Origin of the sequence: Archangium lansingense (genome assembly GCF_026626635.1) — a bacterium.
Lineage (GTDB): Bacteria > Myxococcota > Myxococcia > Myxococcales > Myxococcaceae > Archangium > Archangium lansingense.
Genome location: NZ_JAPNKA010000001.1, coordinates 8,249,521 through 8,267,900, shown reverse-complemented (window position 1 = coordinate 8,267,900; position 18,380 = coordinate 8,249,521). Strand labels below are relative to the sequence as shown.

Sequence of the window (18,380 nt, the reverse complement as noted above, 5' to 3'; positions counted from 1 at the left end):
AAGGAACCTTACTTCGGACAGGCTGGGACTGGAGAGGCTGTGCCGCTACGGGGCCCTGGCCCTCACTCGTAGAGGTACCCCAACTCCTGCGTGCCGAGCATGGAGATGGCGCTCAGGCCGTGTGCGGCCATCCGCTCATTGGGGTACTCGCTGTAGGGGTACATGGACATGTGCGAGCTGTGTCCGCCGCCATCGGCATAGACGCCCGGGTGCTGCTCCTCCCACTGTGCCCAGATGCGGTCCACGTTGGCGTGGTGGAGGTAGAACACCGGATCATTGGGAGAGACATCCGGAGCCCCCATCGTCCCCCATCGCTCCGAGCCATCCTCGAGGCGGAAGTGGCCCGCCACCCAGGTGTGCACCATGTTGTGCATGTGGAAATAGCCCGGGCGATCCGGATCGAAGCCCTCCAGGTAGTTGCGGAAGCTCTGATCCCTCGGGGACTTGTCGTTCCAGGGCGCCACGTCGAAGGTGGGGATTCGCAGGCCGCGCTCCACCTCCTCGGTCGTGGGCAGATGGATGTTGTCATTGACGTCCGCCTCGTAGCGGCCCGTGGCGCGCACCAGATAGGGATGCGGCGTTTGGGTCAGCCCCTCTGGTCTGTCGGAGAAGATGTTGATGGTCCAGTTCCCCTTTCGGAATGGGCCGTTCGTCAGCGCATACTCCTGGCTGGCGTCTCCCTGGGTACCCATGAAGGACTCGGAGAAGATGGCCTGGGTGCTCTCGGGGTCCGTCCAATCCCAGTAGGGGAGGGTGATGTCCTTGCCGCTCACCTCGCGCAGGGCGTCCTCGAAGAGCAACAGCATCTTCCGGTGCCAGGGGAGGATGGTCGGGTGGGCATGAGCGACATGGTGGTCCGGGCTCATGCTGTAGTTGAACGCCTGTTTGTGAAAGACGACGAACTGGTCGTAGTAGGAAAGGCCAGACGCGTAGGGGGAAGGTGTGGCCTTGAGCTTCAGGATGGCATCCACCAGGTCCTGCTTCTCGGCGGCCGTCAGGTGTTTGGCATTCTTTCGGATGCGTGGGGCTGTCTGGCTTTCACCGCAGGCGGCAAGTACCAGGCAGACCAAGAGGGCCGCGAGGAACGTCAGCGGCGTGAGGCGTCTGGACATGGCGCGGGGTTGCACGTTCATGGTGTCTTTCCTTGCAGGGGATGAAGGCGGGGTTGTCTTCCCGCCCGACACCGCACAGCAGGGCTCGTGCCACACCTCCCTCCGCCCTGGTGCTCCCTCTGAAGACCTGAGGAATGGCCCCCTCTGGATGCCTCAGGGGAATGCCAAAATGGCACTGTTGGAATGCCATTCTGGGAGTCTCCTCACGACTGGGACGCGCCTTGGTACTGCTTCAGCTTCCGGAAGAGGGTGGAGGTGCCGATCTTCAACGTCTCGGCGGCCTTCAGCTTGTTGCCTCCCACGGCGTCGAGCACGGCGAGGATGTAGTCACGCTCGACCTCCTCGAGCGAGCGGAGGTTGCCCGGCGTGTAGACCGGCATGACCGCCCCCCGGATCTCATCGGGCAGATCCTGCGGCTCGATGCTGCTCCCGAGCGTCAACACGACGGCGCGCTCGATGGTGTTCTCCAGCTCCCTCACGTTGCCCGGCCAGTGGTAGCGGAGGAGCTGGTTCGCGGCCTCGGGGGTGAGCCCGGACACCTTCCTCCGGAGCCGCGACGCGGAGCGCACGAGGAACAGGCGCGCGAGCGCGAGGATGTCGTCCCGGCGTTCCCGGAGTGGAGGGATGCGAATCTCGACCACGCGCAGCCGGTAGTAGAGGTCCTGCCGGAAGCGGCCCGTCTGGATGTCGGCGGCCAGATCCCGGTTCGTCGCCGCTACTACCCGCACCTCCACGGGCCGATTCTTGTTCTCACCGACGCGGCGGATCTCCCGCTCCTGGAGCGCGCGCAGGATCTTCACCTGCATCGAGAGCGGCACTTCCCCGAGCTCGTCCAGGAAGAGCGTGCCTCCCTGGGCGGACTCGAAGAGGCCAATCCTGTCCTGGGTCGCGCCCGTGAACGCCCCTCGCGCGTGTCCGAAGAGCTCGCTCTCGAGCAGGCTCTCGGGCACGGCACCGCAGTTGAGTGCCACGAACGGGCCCCCCGCTCGAGCCGACTGCTCGTGGATGAAGCGGGCCAGCACTTCCTTGCCCACGCCACTCTCGCCGGTGATGAGGATCGTCGAATCCACCTTGGCCACGCGCACGGCGAGATCCTGGACTCGCTGCATGGCCGGGCTCTTTCCGAGAATGTGCTTCGAGTCGTCCTCACCCTCCGTTCGGGCAAGCTCCCGCTTCCTCGCCTTGAGCGTTCGCTCGGTGGACTTCAATGCCTGGGTGACACGGGTGAGCGCCTCGTCGAGGCAGTCCTTCTCGTAGTACCCAAGCTGACTGGCGGCTTCTTCGCCCCACTCCTCCTGGGGCCGCCCCACCATGACGCAGGTGGCATCTCCCTTCCCGCGGCACTGCGCCTCGAGGCAGTAGATGGGGCGGCCATGGCCGTAGCTCAAGTACCCGCTCGCGAAGCCGCACAGGGTCCAGCACACCGGCTCCTCGGAGAGCCCGAGGTGCAGCAGATGCTGTTCGGCCTCGAAGGACTCGTGCCAGAGGGCCTCGGCGAAAGGCGCATTCGCCACGGGCTGCTCGTGCCGGACGGGCTCGAAGAGGACCAGTCCCTGAAGACGGTGGAAGCGCCCCCCCGCGCGTCGCCAGTCGTCCTCGGAGTCCCACGGGAATGCATCCTTCAACGTCTCGGCCGTGCGCCGGCCGAGCGCATAGCCGAACCGGGTGAGCAGGGCGCGAGCCCCCGCGTGTCCGAGGGTCTCGATGAGCTGCTTGCGCAGCAGCCCCAGGGCCACCGCGTCCAGTAGAACCGCCCGCTGGCCGGCGAAGCGCAGGATGCCGCCAGCCGGCTCGAATTGGAGAAGCTCCCTCAGGTCCAGGTCATCCAGCCGCATGGGTGCTTCCTCTCAGGAATACCAAAATGGCATTGATGGAGTGCCATTCTGGGACTATTGCGGCAAGTGGAAAGTCGGTGACATCAATAATTTCAGTGGCTTGCGATGCCGGGTGGGTTGGCACCTATCTTGGAAATAGCCGAGGCATGCGCATCAGCGCACGGAGCGCAGACACAGGAGAAGAAGCCATGAACCTCAGCAACAGATACGCCAGGTCGATGCTGGGTGAGCACGCGAACTTCCTGACTCGAATCCCGCATCGACTCTGCGCCCTGGCCTTGGTGGCCGGCCTCGTCGGTGCCTGTCATCACAGCCCATCCACTGCGCGGAACGAGCCAGTCGCGGACCTCATCCTGCACAATGGCAAGGTTGTCACCCTGGATGCGGAGAACCGTATCGTGTCCGCGGTGGCCATCCGGGATGGGAACATCCTGGCGGTCGGTGACGACGCGGACATCCAGCGGTATCGCGCGAGTGCGACGCGGGTCGTTGACCTGAGCGGGCGCACGGTCATCCCCGGGCTGAATGACTCGCATACACACGTCATCCGCGGTGGCCTCAACTACAATCTGGAGCTTCGGTGGGATGGCGTCCCAAGCCTCGCCGAGGCCCTGGATCGAGTCCGTCGTCAGGCGGAGCGTACGCCGGCGGGACAATGGGTCCGGGTGGTGGGGGGCTGGTCGGAGTTCCAGTTCGCAGAGCGTCGCCTGCCCACGATCGCCGAACTGAATGAGGCCGCGCCAGATACCCCGGTGTTCGTGCTGTACCTGTACGGGAAGGCGCTCTTGAACAAGGAGGCCCTCCGGGTGCTGGGAATCACGAAGGACACGCCGAACCCCTCCGGGGGACTCATCGAGCGTGACGCGCGGGGAGAGCCGACGGGCCTGCTGCTCGCGAAGCCGGATGCCCTGATTCTCTACTCGACGCTGGGGCGCCTGCCGAAGCTCTCACCTGAGGATCAGGTGAACTCCACACGGCAGTTCATGCGCGAGCTGAACCGCCTGGGCGTGACGAGCACCATTGACGCGGGTGGTGGCGGGCAGAACTTCCCAGGTGATTACGCGGTCGGCACGGAACTGGCCCGGCGCGGCGAGCTGACGCTCCGGATCGCCTACTACCTCTTCGCGCAGAAGCGGGGACAGGAGCTGGAGGACTACCAGCAGTGGACGACGATGACCGCTCCGGGGAAGAACGGGGACCTGCTGCGTCCCAACGGCTACCAGGTGGGAGGGGCAGGGGAGAACGTGCTCTGGGAGGCAGCCGACTTCGAGAACTTCCTCGAGCCGAGGCCGGAGCTCCAAGAGGGCATGGAGCCGAAATTGGAGGAGATCCTGTCCCTCTTCGCCGAGAAGGGCTGGCCCTTCCGCATCCACGCCACCTATGACGAGTCCATCTCCCGCATCCTCGATGTCGTCGAGCGGGTGAAGACAGACAAGGGACAGCAGGGGCTGCGCTTCATCATCGACCACGCGGAGACCATCTCCGAGCGTAACCTCGAGCGCGTGGCCAGGCTGGGCGGAGGCATCGCCGTGCAGGACCGGATGGCCTTCCAGGGCGAGCACTTCATCACCCGGTATGGTCAGGAGGCGGCCTCGCGTGCGCCGCCCGTGAAGCGGATGCTGGAGCTGGGGATTCCCGTGGGGCTCGGGACGGATGCCACCCGCGTCTCCAGCTACAATCTCTGGCTGTCGCTCTACTGGCTCGTGTCCGGGAAGACGCTCGGGGGCGCCACGCTGAACCAGCCCGACGCGAGGCTGGACAGGGTGACGGCGCTCCGGCTCGCGACCGTGGGAAGTGCGTGGTTCTCCGGGGAGGAGAAGCTGAAGGGCACGCTCGAGCCGGGCCGGTACGCGGACCTGGCCGTCCTCTCCGCTGATTACCTGTCCGTTCCGGAGGAGGACATCAAGTCGCTCGAGTCCGTCCTCACGGTGGTGGGAGGGCAGGTGGTGTTCGCGGCTGGAGACTTCGCGTCGCTCGGCCCCGCGCCCACTCCCGTCGAGCCCGCGTGGTCGCCCGTGGCGCTCTTTGGCGAAAGCGTGCCGAGCCGCTGACCGTTTCATTGCGCGGCGTCACCGCTTCGAAGTAGTTCCTCGGGCCATGCGAGCACCCCTACTTCCGACGATTCCCCATCGCCTCCAGCTGCGGCTCCAGGGCCTGGAGGGGGCTGCTCTCAAATTCTGGTCATATGAGCAGCGCGGCGCGAGCCTCGACCTGCATCACGGAGTGGTGGGTACGGCCGGCAAGCGCGAGTCGAAGGCCTTCCCCTCAGAGGAGGCCGCGGCGGCCTTCGCCCGGAAGACTGTCGCGGCCAAGGTCGCCAAGGGCTATTACGCCAGCGAGCTCGCCTTCGAGACCTTCACCTGGTCGCAAGTGAAGGACGAGGTGAAGGCCGTCGGCAACAACGTGGACGAGAATGATCGCGTCCTCGTGCTCACTGGGGACGTCGTCGTGCCCCATGACCTGTGGCTCGACTACCGCAGCGGCATCCTCGCCCTGGCCGACGAGAATGACTCGCCCTTCATCGGGCTCATCGTGCGCGGCAACCTGACCATCGAGGGCTGCCTCGCCAATTTCGAGAACGACTACGGGCCTTTCCTGCAGGTCCATGGCCATCTCATCGCTCAGAGAATCGCGACCGGCGGCTCACAGATACGGGTCAACGGAGACGTCACGACCGGGGACCTGGTCGGCGTCTACAACCACGGCTGCGTCGCCGCGGGCGGCAATCTCGTGGCCCGCACCATCGCCACCGAGCACACCATTTCGGCGGAGGGTCAGCTCGACGGGCACCGGTACCTCGGGTGGGGCGCGAAGGTCTTCGCTGTCTCGGGTGGCGTCGAAGACAGGCAGGACCCCTACGAGGCGAAGGGCGTGTTCGTCTCGGCGGTGGTGAAAGACGGTCGTGTCGATCTCCGCAAGGCGCGGGAGCTCCTGGCCGCCGGCAAGCCCATCTCCCTGCCCGAATTCACCAGCGTTCGGGGCGCGTTCCGGAAGCTCGTCGCCAAGAAGCTCGAGGACCCCGACAAGGTCAAGAGCCTTTCGCTGGCAGGTAAGGACCTCATGTCGTTGCCAGAAGAGCTCTTCCGCTTCCGGCGCCTCGAGAAGCTCGATCTCACGCACAACGAGCTCCGGACGTTGCCCGAGGAGCTCGGACTCCTCACGGAGCTTCGCGAGCTCCGCATCAGGGGCAACGGTCTACAGACGCTGCCCGAGTCCATCGGCTCACTGACGAAGCTCCGCTTCCTGGACCTCGAGGCCAACTGCATCTGGCGTCTCCCGGAGTCACTCGCCCAGTGTGTCGAGCTGCGAACGGTGAACCTCACCAACAACCCGTACTCCTATGTTCGGGCCTCTTTTGGCGGATGGCAGAAGGTCGAGCTGATGTGGGACTTCCCCGAGGTGCTCACGCGTCTGCCGAAGCTCGAGGAGCTGACCGTCCACCAGACGTTGCTGCGCACGCTGCCGACGCGCCGCTTCGACAGCACCACGCTGCGAAAGCTCACCGTCCAGAAATCACTCGTGACGCAGGTGGACCCAGAGCTCCACGCGCAGATGAGCGTGACCGTGGAGGAGAGCGCTCAGTGGGCCGTTGACCACATCCGCTTCTGGTTCGGCACCGACAAGATTCGTCTCGAGCACTTCTACGACTTCAAGGCGCGGCGTTACGACTTCACGGAGGTCATCGCGCTGCTGGGAGTGCTCCTGCGCATCAACATTCCCACGGCGGCGCCGTACGACGCGGCGCTGGCGGAGTTCAAGAAGCAGAGCGAATTCCTCGCCAAAACTCTCAACTGGGACGGCACGTACGGCCATCACGTGGGCGCGCTCTTTGGCGCGCTGCGCGATGCGCTGGACACGCTGGGCAAGCCCTACCCCGACAACGCGCTCATCGCCGGCCTGCGTACCATCTTCTCGGCCCATACCTCCTGAGAGAGCACATTCCCCATGCTCGACGAGCTGCTCTTCGCGCTGACGATCGTGTCGGCACTCGGCTGTGGGTTGATGGCCGGGGTCTTCTTCGCCTTCTCGGCCTTTGTGATGAGAGGTCTGGCGCGTCTCCCACCGGCGCAGGGCATCGCGGCCATGCAAGCCATCAATGTCGCGGCGCTGGAGGCCCCGTTCATGGCGGCGTTCTTCGGAAGCACGGTGGCCTGTGCCCTGTTGGCTGTGGCCTCGTTGTTGAAGTGGCACGAGTCCCACGCGCTCTACCGGCTCATTGGCAGCGGGGTCTATCTCGTCGGCAGCTTCGCGGTGACAGCCGCGTTCAATGTACCGAGGAACGACGCCTTGGCGGCTGTCGCGGCGGACAGCGCTGATGGCGCGAGCCGATGGGCAGGGTACGTCGCCGGTTGGTCGGCCTGGAACCACGTGCGGGCGGTGGCCTGTACTGTGGCGGCGGTGTTGCTGATCCTCTCGCTCCGCTGACCTCACCCCTTCGCCGGCCATGCCTCCAAGTGCCCTCCCTCCTGCGCTCGCTTCGAGTGCCAGGCGCAACCCCCAGAACCCCGAGCTCACGCCAGAGCGGCTGGAGCAGTTCGAGCGAAGCCTTCCGCATCCCCTGCCCGCCGACTTCCGCGAGGTGCTCGTCCAGTACAACGGCGCGCTCCTGGGAGTGTGCGCCACCGGGCTCCGCGACGCACTGGAGCAGGAGGTGCGGATCGACGACCTCCTCGGGCTGCATGACAAGGGGTGGACTCAGCTGGAGTACGGGGACGAGAACATCCCGCCCGACGTGCTGGTCTTCACGCACCAGCGAGGCTCCATCAACCGCTTCGGCCTGCAGCTCGCGGACCGGCCGGACACTCCTCGGGGAACGGTCTGGTTCTTCGACAGCAACGCGGAAACCGAGACCGAGGACCTCTTCGTGGCGCGCGCCTGCGCGGCGTCCTTTGGCGCGTTCCTCGCACAGCTCTCGCCACTCCCGGACGACCCGGTGGCCCCCGCGCCCGAGCACGAGGACCCGGAGGATCCCTGGAGTCATCCCGAGGCCCTCGAGAAGGTCCCCGCGGACACGCCCACGCCCGAGAAGCCGCTCGTCCTGGCCGGGCACGGGTACGCGATCGGAGGGGCGCGCCTCGACATCTACGTCAGCACGTGGCTCCCGGACCTGGAGGCCCGCGAGTACCGCTACCAGCCAGAGCGGGCCACGGTGATGTACTCGCTGGAGATCCATGTCGACGAGAGCTCCAACCAGGATGGCCAGCCGGCACCCTACGCATCGAACATCCCGGTCGCCGCGGCGAATGGAGGGCGGCACCCGACGCTCGCGGAGTGGTCGACGCTCACCGTCGGTCCGGAAGGGTGCTGGGATGCGTGGTACGGCAATGATGCGCCATCGCTGGACGGTAACCAGCTGACGGTGCTGGAGCGCTCCGGTGCGGACCTGAAGGTGCGCTGGGAGGCGAGCTATTCGCAGTACGGCCGCGACTTCGCCTTCGTGTTCGAGGGCCCGGTCCGGTTCGAGGGAATCCGCTTCGACGTGAAGGACCCCTCGGACATCGACCGGGTGCTCGCCTCGGCGTTCGGTGGGAGTCACCGGCCCGAGGAATGGACGTGCAACGTCGGCGAACGCAAGGACCGGGGAGCGCAGGCGCCCGAGGACGGGCGCTACGTCTTCCCCGTCACGCTTGTGCCCGGAGCGGGCGTGTAGGCGACGGATGTGCCGTTACGGGCTGCAGCAGAGCAGCGCGTGGGGCGTGCCGGTGGAGGTGTTGCGGGAGAGGCCCGCGGCATAGCTGCCAGGACCGCACTCGCCCTTCCAATTCCCGGGGTCCCAGTCGCCCGAGGCGGGATTCCAGCCCCCATTCTGGCCGTCGAAGACGCGGGCGACGCAGGAGTTGTGGGCCACCGTTCCGGGGCAGCAGAGCATGGCGGTGATCCCATGGGCGGTGTCCTGGGCCACACCGGCGACGAACTCGTTCGTGCCGCACTCCCCCTTGTAGTGCCCGGAATCCCAGTCGCCGGTGGAGAGGGTTCCGCGGCTGTCGCCGGTGGAGAAGTGCCGGGTGTAGCAGCTGTTGTGCGGGAAGCGGGAGTCACCGCTGGCGCGGCACAGCGCGATGCGGGTATTGCGCGAGGTGGGGTTGAGGGACAGACCGGCCACCATCTCACCGCTGGCGCACTCGGACTTGTAGCTGAAGGGGGCCCAGTCGCCGGTGGAGGTGGTGCGGCGCGCATTCCCGAACTCGAAGTTCACCGGAATGTCGACCCGCGTCAGATAGAACCGGGCGAAATCATCGTTGGACTGGTAGCGCGTGCTGATCAACTTGTCACCCCATCCATCCTCGTGGAGGAAGAGGCCGTCTGCCTTGACGGAGATGCGCCAGCTCCCATCTCCGGACGGAGTGAACATGAACACGGCGTAATCGTCGTTGGACTGGTAGCGCGTGCTGATCAGCTTGTCGCCCCATCCATCCTCGTGGAGGTAGAGGCCGTCTGCCTTCACCTTGATCCGCCAGCCCTCGCCATTGGGCTCCAGGATGAACCTGGCGTAGTCGTCGTTGGGCTGGTAGCGCGTGCTGATCAGCTTGTCACCCCATCCATCCTCGTGGAGGAAGCGGCCGTCTGCCTTCACCTGGATGCGATAGCTGGCACCGGTCCGGAGGTTGGTGTAGTCATTCGCCCAACTCGCGAACACATCCGAGCGCACCACGGCACAGGAATACACCTCGTTGTTCCCGTACCAGCAGTAGGACGCGACGCTAACGGCCCTGCCCTCGCTGTCGATGCAGGTTCCGCCAGAGTCTCCCTTCCATTGCACCTGGCCCGAGCTGTTCCGGTTGAACGTGTATTCGGTCGCCGTAAGGCTGCTGAGGCTCAGGGTCGCCGTGCGCAGCGTGCCAGAACCCGTGTCGAAGGTGTTGAGGCCGTAGCCAAAGCACTGCACCGCTTCCCCCACCGCGAGCGGCGTGGTGCGCAACTCCCTGGCGTACCCGTTGCTCGAGTTCCGCATGCTCAGTGGGCTCTGCAGGTGCGCCAGGGTGACATCCAGGTTCGGGTGGTTGACCACCTGAATCACCCCGCGGGACTGCGAGCCCATATACGCCGTTGCTCCCGCGACGACGTTGCAATGCTTCGCGGTGAGCACCCACTCGTTGTTGAGCAACGTGGCGCTGCAGAGCGAGCCGTTGCTGACCATCATGACGAAGCCGCTGTTCTCCGCGTCGTACGGGGTGCCGTTGATGATCTCCTGGGTCGAGGATTGGAGATTCTCTTCAGGCAGCTCGTCCTGTGCGGTGCATGCGCTCAGGACGACGCACAGCGCCGACGACCAGCGCACGAACCTCGAAGACCTCGGGACTCCTGGACCATTGTGTCCTCGCGACATTGATTTTCTCCTGTGTAGGCGGTGCCGGCGTGGAGGGCGTGACTGCGGGGGGTACTGCTCGCTGCGCCAGCCGGCGCGAAATCCAGTCGTTGCACGGGGCGCGCCAGCGGACTCGCGCCGGGCCGCCGTGCCTCCTGACGCAGTGTGGCGCTCCCTCGCCGTGGTGGAGGACGGATGGGAGAGCGCGGCAGCTCCTTCGGTTCGCAGGCCCGCGACCGCGTTCACCCACTTTGGACATATCTGCGGCTGTCGCCGACATGTCGGCGGCTGTCGCCGACAATGGGTGGCGACAGCCGGACTGGTCGGGATGCCAGGGGACACCGCGGGCACGACGGTCCGCGGTGTCCCCGAGCTCACTACGGGAACGTCACGGTGCCTGGCGTCGACCGGTAGCCCAGGGTGCCCTGGGCAAGCTGGCCGTAGAGGTTGCCGCCCCAGGTGGCCGTGGTTCCATTGCTCCGTCTGGCCAGCGAGAAGTTTCCACCCGCGGAGGTGGACGTGATGCCAAACGTTACACCGAACACCAGGACGGGCGAGGTGTAGTCGGCATTGGAGCCATCGCCGAGCTGTCCGTGGGAGTTGCTGCCCCAGCCGTAGACGTAGCCGTACGGGATCATCATCACGACGTGGGCGCTTCCCGCGGCGAGGTAGTCGGCGTTGTAGCCGACATACGACTGCACCGGGACGGAGCTCGAGAGGTAGGTGCCATTGCCGAGCTGACCGGAGCCGTTGTAGCCCCAGGCCCAGAGCGTTCCCTCCGAGGTGAGATACAGCGAGTCGCGGTCCTTCGCGGCCAACCGCGTCCGCCGGGTAAGACTGGCGGCACGCACCGTCCTCCGCGACGTCTCGTCACTTCCCTGGGTTGCCTCTCGGTCCTCTCACCCCGCCGCCAGCATGGCGCCCATGAGCGCCATCAGCAGCAGGGCATTCCTCGAACTGCTTCCGCGTTGTATCGATTTCCCTTCTGGAACTCCGCGCGCCACACCGTGGGCGCGCGAAAGAGGGGCGCAACAAACCTCATTGTCCGGCCGGGAGTCGAGAGACTCGGTGAAATGCGGCTCGCTCCCGGTGACGAACTTCTGTCGTTGTCCCCCGAGCGGCCGGTGTGCGAAGAACCGCCATGGCCAATTGGACCCGGATTGAGAAGCTCAATGGCGGCGAACGCATCTACTACATCGATCCGCCGATCGATTCGAAGGAGGAGGTCTGGTTCTTCTCCGGCGACTCCAGGCTGCGGGTGTCGAGCGACGGCGTCCTCTACAAAGGCGACGAGGAGAAGGTGGCGCGGCTCACGGCTCCCGTCACGGAGCGGTTCTCCCTCTACAAGCTGCTCGACCAGCTCTTCGTCGACGTGGAGATTCGTGGTGAGCAGGCGGTGCTCCACCGGGGAGTGCTGAATGGCTCCAGCGTCGCGGCGCTCGTCGCCTCATCAGAAGTCGAGCCGCTGCTTGCTCGCTACCGGGCGCTCTCGTTCCGAGACGGCACGCCCTGGAACGCAACGAAGAAGCAGGTGACGGTGCGCGAGTACCGCAAGGGCTCGTCCGACAAGTGGACGGTGCATGTGGATGGCACGAGTGTCATCGAGAACATGCGCCAGGAGACCCCCACGCCGAGCCGTGAGGCCGCTATCGCGCTCGCCGAGAAGCGCATCCAGGCCAAACAGAAGGCGGGATTCAGGACATACCTCATCGAACTCATGGGGGCCCGGCACCCCAATCCCGAGCCGAAACCTCCGAAGGGAGCACCAGCTCGAAAGCCCGTCGCGAAGAAGGCCGCCATCGCGAAGCCGAAGAACGCCTTCGAGGCCGTCGATGCGGCCGTCGCGATTCTGAAGGATCTGCACACGCGCCTCCCGAAGGCTCATTTCGTCACGGAGTGCCTCGACGCGAAGAAGGATCGCGAGCGTGTCACCTCCGTCGAGAACCATGCTTCCTTCTTCCTCGACGTGCACAAGCAGCGTGTCGGGCGTTGGAAGACGGCGAAACCTCGGGCTCCGAAGAAGAACGAGTCGAGCTGGGACTACTTCGTGCGGGTGTATGGCTCCATCACCTGGATCCTCGATGGTCAGGCCGATGAGGGTCTGGCGATGTTCTACTGTGGCAACGTGACGGGGGGAGGGTGGAGCTGCCTGGAGATTGTCGGAGAGGGCGACTACGAGCTCGATGATCTCGTGGAGGCCACGGGCAACGAGGAGTTGGAACAGCTCTTCGTGTTCCACGGCGGGTGGCACGACGGGAAGTCGTGGGCTTTCGATCAGCGTGTGAGTTCGCCGGAGGGTGAGTACGCCATCATCCCCTTCGATGAATCCATGGGTGCGCTCCCGAGGCGGATGAAGCCCGAGCGCATCGTTCCGTTTGGCGACTGGCTCTACAAGCGTGTTGCCTCGCTGACGCGAGTCGCCGAGCGGAACCTGCGCGAGGTGAACTGAGCTACGCACTCACTCCAGCTCACGGAGAGATGGTCAGCAGCAGGGGGATGAGGGCCAGTCGGCTCATCATCCGGGACGCAGTGCCTGGCGCCAGCCGCTGGAGCCACGCCAACAGCTTCACCTTGCCGACGCGGATCTCCTCCTTGTCGCGCGCGAGCCCCCGCATGAGTTCGCGAGCCACCTGCTCGGGCGAAATCTTGAGCTCCTCCGCGCGCCCGTGGGTCATCGGGGTGTCCACCACCGGGGGCAGCAGCTCGATCACGCGGACCGGCGTGCCACGCAGCTGGTGCCGCAACGACTGGGAGAAGATGCGCAGGCCCCCCTTGGTGCCGCAGTAGACCGCCGAGCGCGTCTTGGGGACCATGGCCAGCCCCGAGGTGATGTTGACGAGGAAGGCCGTGTCCCGGCGCCGCAGCGCGGGCAGCAGGAGCTTCGTCAAGAGCATGGGCGCCACCAGGTTGATGCGCACCTCCTCGTCGATGCGCTGGGGCTCATAGTCGTCGTCCGTCATCAGGTTGTTGTGCTGGACGGCGGCGCTGTGGATGACGCCGTTGAGCGCCGGGAATTCCTTGAGCACCCGCCCCGCCAGCCGCTCCACCTCCGCGGTAGTGGAGAGATCCGCGACGATCGTCTTCACTCGGGGCTGCTCCTGCCGCAGCGCCTCGAGCTTGCGCGGGTCGCGGCCACAAACGATGACCGTGTTATCCCGGGCCAGCAGTTCCTGGACGATGCTCCTGCCAATCCCTGAAGCGCCCCCCGTGACGAGGACGGTGTTTCCCTGAAGCTCCATGAGGCCTGCCTCCGTGTGGAAGGGATCCCCGAGGGGATCGTTCTTCCAGGAGGTAGCAGCGCGCTGGGCTCGCCTCATCAACCCGGGTTAATTTCGACGCATGCGGCTACGAGACATGCTCGAGCACCTGGCGGGAGCCCCACTGGCGGACTACGAAGACTTCGCCACGAGGACCGAGCCCTTCCGCGCCGGAAAGGGAGAGACGCTGTTCTCCCAGGGGCAGCACCATCCTCACGCCTACTTCCTGCGCCAGGGGCTGGTGAAGCTCTGCTATGTGACGCACTCGGGCACCGAGCGCACCAAGTCCTTGGTCCACGAGGGCCAGCTCTTCGCCAGTCTGGGAAGCATGAGGCCCGAGGCGGTGTGCAGCTTCTCGGCCATCGCCCTCGAGCCCGTGGAGGGAGAGCGCTTTCCGCTCGGCGCCTTCCTCGAGCGGCTGGAGAAGAACCTCCAGTGGGAGCGCATCGGGCGCAAGTTCTTCCAGGAGCTGGCCTTCAGCAAGGAGCGGCGTGAGCACCAGCTCCTCGTCCTCTCCGCCTCGGAGCGCTACGAGCAGGTCATCCGCGAGCGCCCGGAGCTACTCCAGCGTCTGAGCCAGGCGGAGCTGGCCCGGTGGATTGGCATCACCCCCGTGGCACTCAGCCGCATCCGGGGTCGCAGGAGCCGCTCCCCCAAACAGGAGAGGAAGAGGCAATCGTGATGCACTCCCAAGAGGATGTTCACGTGGCGAAGTTCGAGGCAAGCTGAAGCAAGAACCCGTCAGGAGGCACGAGCGAAATCATGGGCCAAATCGACCCCAACCGTATCCACGACGTTGCAAATCGCACCCTGGAGCAGGCGCTCTCGAAGAGTTCGACGGAGCCGCTGTCGCTCGCGTCCCTCTCGAACGTGTCGCTCACCGAGGCGCCCGTCGAAGGTTCGAGCGGTGAGCTGCGCATCGAGCTGTCGTTCACGATCCCGAACGGCCCAGAGCCTCGAGTAGTCGCCGCGCGGACTGATCCAATGCGTCTCGCCTTCGAGCAGTTTGCAAGCAAGCTCGGCGTCGAGCACAGCCTGCGTAGCAACATTGAAGACCCCCACACCCTGCGACTGGTGCTCGTCGCCCAGGGCCCCGAAGCGAAGGTTCGTGCGTTCACCCGGGCCGCTGTCGAGTTTGCGCGGGAGTGACGGCGTCTGCCGTCTCAGTGTGGGGCAGGGGTCTGGGCCGCACCTGCGCGCGAACATCGGTGCTGTGCGGCGCAGCGCCACGCTGCTTGAGGGTACGAATATTCACGGATAGTGCTACAACCCAGCTTCCCTCGCGAAACCCCCAAGGAGGAGTTGGATGAAGAATCATCTGGTGTTGGGCCTTCTTTTACTCGCCGTCGCGGTCCCGCCGAGCACTGCTCGTGCGGAAGTGCTGGTGTCCACCATCGTCGAAGCGCTGGTGGACGGTGGCAACAACTACAACTGGGAGAAGGTGGCGCTGCCGGGCACGGTCTGTGGCAACGGCTCCCAGTACAAGTTCTTCGTCCACCGGAGCACCACCGGTTCGAAGAACCTGTTGTTCTTCCTCGAAGGTGGTGGCGCGTGCTGGGACTACGACACCTGTAGCGGGCGCGCGGGCCTCCTCGGCGCGGCCAACCCGAACGGCATCGTGGACGACTACATGCAGCAGTTCACGGCGAAGTATGTCTCGCCGCTCGTGAACGGCGCCGATCCGGGCCTGCCCCTGCGCAGCCGCACCGACATCGCGACGAAGGACTGGAACATCGTCTATCTGCCCTACTGCACGGGCGACGTGCATGTGGGCAACAACGTCGCCGTCTACACGGACTCGACCGGAGCACAGCCGCCGCTCACCTGGCACCACTCCGGTTACACGAACACGATGGCGGCCATCGCCCACGCGAAGGCGCAGTTCCCCAGCGTCCAGAAGCTGCTGGTCACCGGATATAGCGCTGGCGGTACCGCCACTTCGGCCGGCTACTACTTCATCCGCCGCGGCATCAACCCGGCGCGTGGTTATTTCCTGAACGACTCGGGCCCCATCTACCTGGCGCCCAACGTCAATGACCGCTCGCGCCCGCTGCACGCGAAGATCCGCCAGTCGTGGAACCTCGACTCGGTGCTCGGCCTGCTCCCGGCCTCCTTCGACCGGAACAACATGGGCACCATCAACCGCATGCTGTCCATGGAGTTCCCCAGCGATCAGCTCGCCTACTCGGGCTATTCGCGCGACTACAACTACTCGCGCTTCTCCTACGAGCGCTTCTACTCGCCCAACGACAAGGAGACGGTCCTCAGCTACTGGAAGGAGGACCAGGACAAGCTGGTCGCGGAGCTGAACCTCTACAACAACTACAGCTACTTCATCCCGCACGAGCGGGCGATCAACGCCAGCCACTGCAGCACGATCATCACCTTCATTGGCGCTCACGCCTGCCAGCAGATGGAGAAGAAGCACAACTGGTGGGAGTACCTCGAGTGGCCGTGGGGGCAGACCTATAAGTGCTACAGCGAGTTCGTGCCGATGGAGACCTTCCTCCACCGCTTCATCAACGAGAACCAGCGCATCCGCATCTACGAGCCCGTGAACGGGTACAACGCGGAAGATCCTGGAATGGGCATCGTCGCGCCGCTCATCAACGGCGCCCTCGGTGGTTAGCTTCAGCTGACGGAGGCTCGCGGCGCATGTGCTCCGCGAGCCCCTCCGCTGGACGTTGCTGGCGGCCTTGACGCCGAAGGCCGCCACCCGACAGACCCACGGGTTCTCGGTGAAGAGCTCCATGGCGCCACCTCCGCACTTCGAGACGCAGGTGGCGCGACAGGACGTTTCATCCTCGTCTCTGAAGCAGCCAGCGAAGTACCCCGCCGATGACGCGCAGCTGCTCGTATTGGGATTGCTTGGGTCTGGGCTCCTTGGGGGGTTTTACTGGGAGTCTCTGCTCCCCACCCCATCCGGTCCAACGATTTCAATGGGTTGGATGGGCGTTGGGTCGATTCGGCACCTCCATTTCGGGAGGACGCAACACTTTGATTCTGGAATCGAAAATAGAGGTACCCCCCTGCGACACCCTGGGCCCCGCTCATGAAGATCCAGAAGAACGATTTCTCCCGGACCGCCGTCACCCGCAGCCCCGAAGCGAAGCCCGCCGTCGCGGCGGAGGTGAAGGGCAACAAGATCACCCGGCCCACCGGTTTCGACACGGCGTCGAGCTTCGAGCCGCAGACCAAGGCCCCCGTGGACCTGACCGGGGCGCAGCGTGCGCTGCCGAAGACCGGTCCGGTTGCCATCAACAGCGCCGTGAGCCAGGCCGCCATCCAGAAGACCGTGGACTTCCTCCAGCAGCAGAGCCCTGCCGCGAGCGCCCGCAGCCTGATGGGCGGCTCGGGCGTCAATGCCTCGGACTTCGCGCCGCGCTCCGTGGAGCGGGATGACCTGGGCATGACGCACGTGCGCATGGACCGCATGAGCGAGGGCACCCGCGTGTTCGGCGAGCAGGTCGTCGGCCACATCTCCTCCGACGGGAAGATGGACAGCGTCACCGGCGATGTCGCCACCATCCCCGCCGGCCTGGGCAGCGAGCCGACGAAGCTGTCCGCCGACCAGGCGCTGGCTGTCGCGCAGCAGGACTTCGTGGGCAAGACGGACCGTCAGCCCACCTCCGAGCGCGTCATCTTCAAGGGTGACGACGGCCAGTACCGCTCCGCGTACCACGTGCAGTTGAGCAACACGACGGACATCGGTGAGGGCAAGGAGCCCCGCCGGATGAACTACCTGGTCGACGCCAACAGCGGGGAGCTCCTCGAGAAGTACAACCAGATGGGCGGCTTCGACCACGTGCACACTTCCGGCGCGAAGACCCCGGGCAGCGCGCCCGTCGCCACGACGGACAACCCCACCACCACCGCCGCGAATGACACCACGCAGTACAGCGGCCAGGTGGAGCTCAACAGCACGAAGAACGCCGACGGCACGTACACCCTGGAGGACAAGACCCGCGGCCAGGGTGTAGTGACCCGCGACGCGCTCAACCGGGACCCGAACACCGGCTCGACCAAGAACGCCCCCATCACCGACAACAACGACATCTGGGGCGAGGCGACCGACTCGGCGCGCAACAAGGACGCGGTGGACGCTCAGTACGGCGCGCAGACCACCTACGACTTCTTCAAGGACGTGCTCGGCCGCGACTCCATCGACGGCCAGGGCGAGAAGCTCATCTCCGACGTGCACGTGGGCACCAACTTCGCCAACGCCTTCTGGGACGGCGAGAAGATGAACTACGGCGATGGCGACGGCCAGACGTTCGGCTCGCTCACCACGCTGGACATCGCGGGCCATGAGATCAGCCACGGCCTGACCGAGCGCACTGCGGGCCTTCAGTACCGCAACGAGTCCGGCGCCCTCAACGAGGCGATCAGCGACATCATGGGTACCGGCGTGGAGTGGTACGCCAGCCAGAAGAACGAGGCGGTCAAGTTCGACTGGACGGTGGGCGAGGACACCTTCACCCCGAACAACGGCGACCCCACCGATGGTCTGCGCGACATGAGCGATCCGACGAGCGACGGCCAGTCCCCGGACCACTACTCGAAGCGCTACAAGGGTACCCAGGACAACGGCGGTGTGCACATCAACTCGGGTATCCCCAACAACGCCTTCTACCTGCTGTCCGAGGGCGGCAAGAACCGCACCTCCGGCACCGAGGTGAAGGACGGCATCGGCATCGAGAAGAGCCTGAAGGTCTACTCCCGCGCGCTCAGCTTCTACATGACGCCGACCACCAACTTCGCCCAGGCGCGCGAGGCCACGTTCAAGGCCGCCCAGGACCTCTACGGCAAGGACTCCGTGGAGGCCAAGAAGGTGCTGGAGAGCTGGAGCGCGGTGGGCGTCGGGTAGCCC

At 65.5% G+C, this 18,380-nt stretch carries 14 protein-coding genes; 9 read left to right on the top strand and 5 right to left on the bottom strand.

The genetic code is table 11. From position 1 onward, the window contains the following. Nucleotides 1-62: 62 nt before the first annotated feature. Nucleotides 63-1,133 (bottom strand): tyrosinase family protein, encoded by a 1,071-nt coding sequence (locus OV287_RS32990; protein WP_267538017.1) that lies wholly within the window; start codon nt 1,131-1,133, stop codon nt 63-65. Nucleotides 1,134-1,315: 182 nt separating this feature from the next. Next, entirely contained in the window at nt 1,316-2,947 is a 1,632-nt protein-coding gene (locus tag OV287_RS32985) for a sigma-54-dependent Fis family transcriptional regulator (protein ID WP_267538016.1), read from the bottom strand. 188 nt (nt 2,948-3,135) lie between these two features. Here OV287_RS32985 and OV287_RS32980 point away from each other — a divergent pair, with 188 nt between their 5' ends. The 4 genes from OV287_RS32980 to OV287_RS32965 are packed head-to-tail and all read left to right on the top strand — an operon-like array spanning nt 3,136 to nt 8,597. Continuing rightward, nucleotides 3,136-4,998, top strand: a complete 1,863-nt coding sequence (locus OV287_RS32980; RefSeq protein ID WP_267538015.1) for an amidohydrolase — start codon at nt 3,136-3,138, stop codon at nt 4,996-4,998. Nucleotides 4,999-5,044: 46 nt separating this feature from the next. Then, a complete protein-coding gene (locus OV287_RS32975) occupies nt 5,045-6,877 on the top strand; it encodes a leucine-rich repeat domain-containing protein (RefSeq protein ID WP_267538014.1) in 1,833 nt (610 codons plus the stop codon). A gap of 15 nt (nt 6,878-6,892) precedes the next feature. After that, nucleotides 6,893-7,372 (top strand): anthrone oxygenase family protein, encoded by a 480-nt coding sequence (locus OV287_RS32970; protein WP_267538013.1) that lies wholly within the window; start codon nt 6,893-6,895, stop codon nt 7,370-7,372. Between the two features lie 19 nt (nt 7,373-7,391). Beyond that, nucleotides 7,392-8,597, top strand: a complete 1,206-nt coding sequence (locus OV287_RS32965; RefSeq protein WP_267538012.1) for an SMI1/KNR4 family protein — start codon at nt 7,392-7,394, stop codon at nt 8,595-8,597. A 15-nt stretch (nt 8,598-8,612) separates the two neighbouring features. Here OV287_RS32965 and OV287_RS32960 read toward each other — a convergent pair whose 3' ends face one another. Both OV287_RS32960 and OV287_RS32955 read right to left on the bottom strand, forming a co-directional pair. Next, on the bottom strand, nt 8,613-10,226 hold the full coding sequence (locus OV287_RS32960; RefSeq protein WP_267538011.1) for a trypsin-like serine protease: 1,614 nt from the start codon (nt 10,224-10,226) through the stop codon (nt 8,613-8,615). Between the two features lie 404 nt (nt 10,227-10,630). Next, nucleotides 10,631-11,104 carry an RCC1 domain-containing protein gene (locus OV287_RS32955; RefSeq protein WP_267538010.1) on the bottom strand — a complete coding sequence of 158 codons (474 nt, stop codon included), beginning with the start codon at nt 11,102-11,104 and terminating at the stop codon, nt 10,631-10,633. A gap of 290 nt (nt 11,105-11,394) precedes the next feature. Between OV287_RS32955 and OV287_RS32950 the strand changes: the two genes are divergently transcribed. Further along, nucleotides 11,395-12,702 carry a hypothetical protein gene (locus tag OV287_RS32950; RefSeq protein WP_267538009.1) on the top strand — a complete coding sequence of 436 codons (1,308 nt, stop codon included), beginning with the start codon at nt 11,395-11,397 and terminating at the stop codon, nt 12,700-12,702. Between the two features lie 19 nt (nt 12,703-12,721). On the opposite strand, the gene OV287_RS32945 is transcribed toward OV287_RS32950, so the two are convergent. Continuing rightward, nucleotides 12,722-13,492 carry an SDR family oxidoreductase gene (locus OV287_RS32945; RefSeq protein ID WP_267538008.1) on the bottom strand — a complete coding sequence of 257 codons (771 nt, stop codon included), beginning with the start codon at nt 13,490-13,492 and terminating at the stop codon, nt 12,722-12,724. Nucleotides 13,493-13,592: 100 nt separating this feature from the next. Between OV287_RS32945 and OV287_RS32940 the strand changes: the two genes are divergently transcribed. The 4 genes from OV287_RS32940 (at nt 13,593) to OV287_RS32925 (ending at nt 18,377) form a co-directional block, all read left to right on the top strand. Further along, complete coding sequence (locus OV287_RS32940; RefSeq protein ID WP_267538007.1) at nt 13,593-14,192, top strand: Crp/Fnr family transcriptional regulator; 600 nt, start codon at nt 13,593-13,595, stop codon at nt 14,190-14,192. Nucleotides 14,193-14,272: 80 nt separating this feature from the next. Further along, nucleotides 14,273-14,659, top strand: a complete 387-nt coding sequence (locus OV287_RS32935) for a hypothetical protein (RefSeq protein WP_267538006.1) — start codon at nt 14,273-14,275, stop codon at nt 14,657-14,659. A 157-nt stretch (nt 14,660-14,816) separates the two neighbouring features. Next, nucleotides 14,817-16,139, top strand: a complete 1,323-nt coding sequence (locus OV287_RS32930; protein WP_267538005.1) for a pectin acetylesterase-family hydrolase — start codon at nt 14,817-14,819, stop codon at nt 16,137-16,139. A 423-nt stretch (nt 16,140-16,562) separates the two neighbouring features. Beyond that, nucleotides 16,563-18,377 carry a M4 family metallopeptidase gene (locus OV287_RS32925; RefSeq protein WP_267538004.1) on the top strand — a complete coding sequence of 605 codons (1,815 nt, stop codon included), beginning with the start codon at nt 16,563-16,565 and terminating at the stop codon, nt 18,375-18,377. The last annotated feature ends 3 nt before the right edge of the window (nt 18,378-18,380 follow it).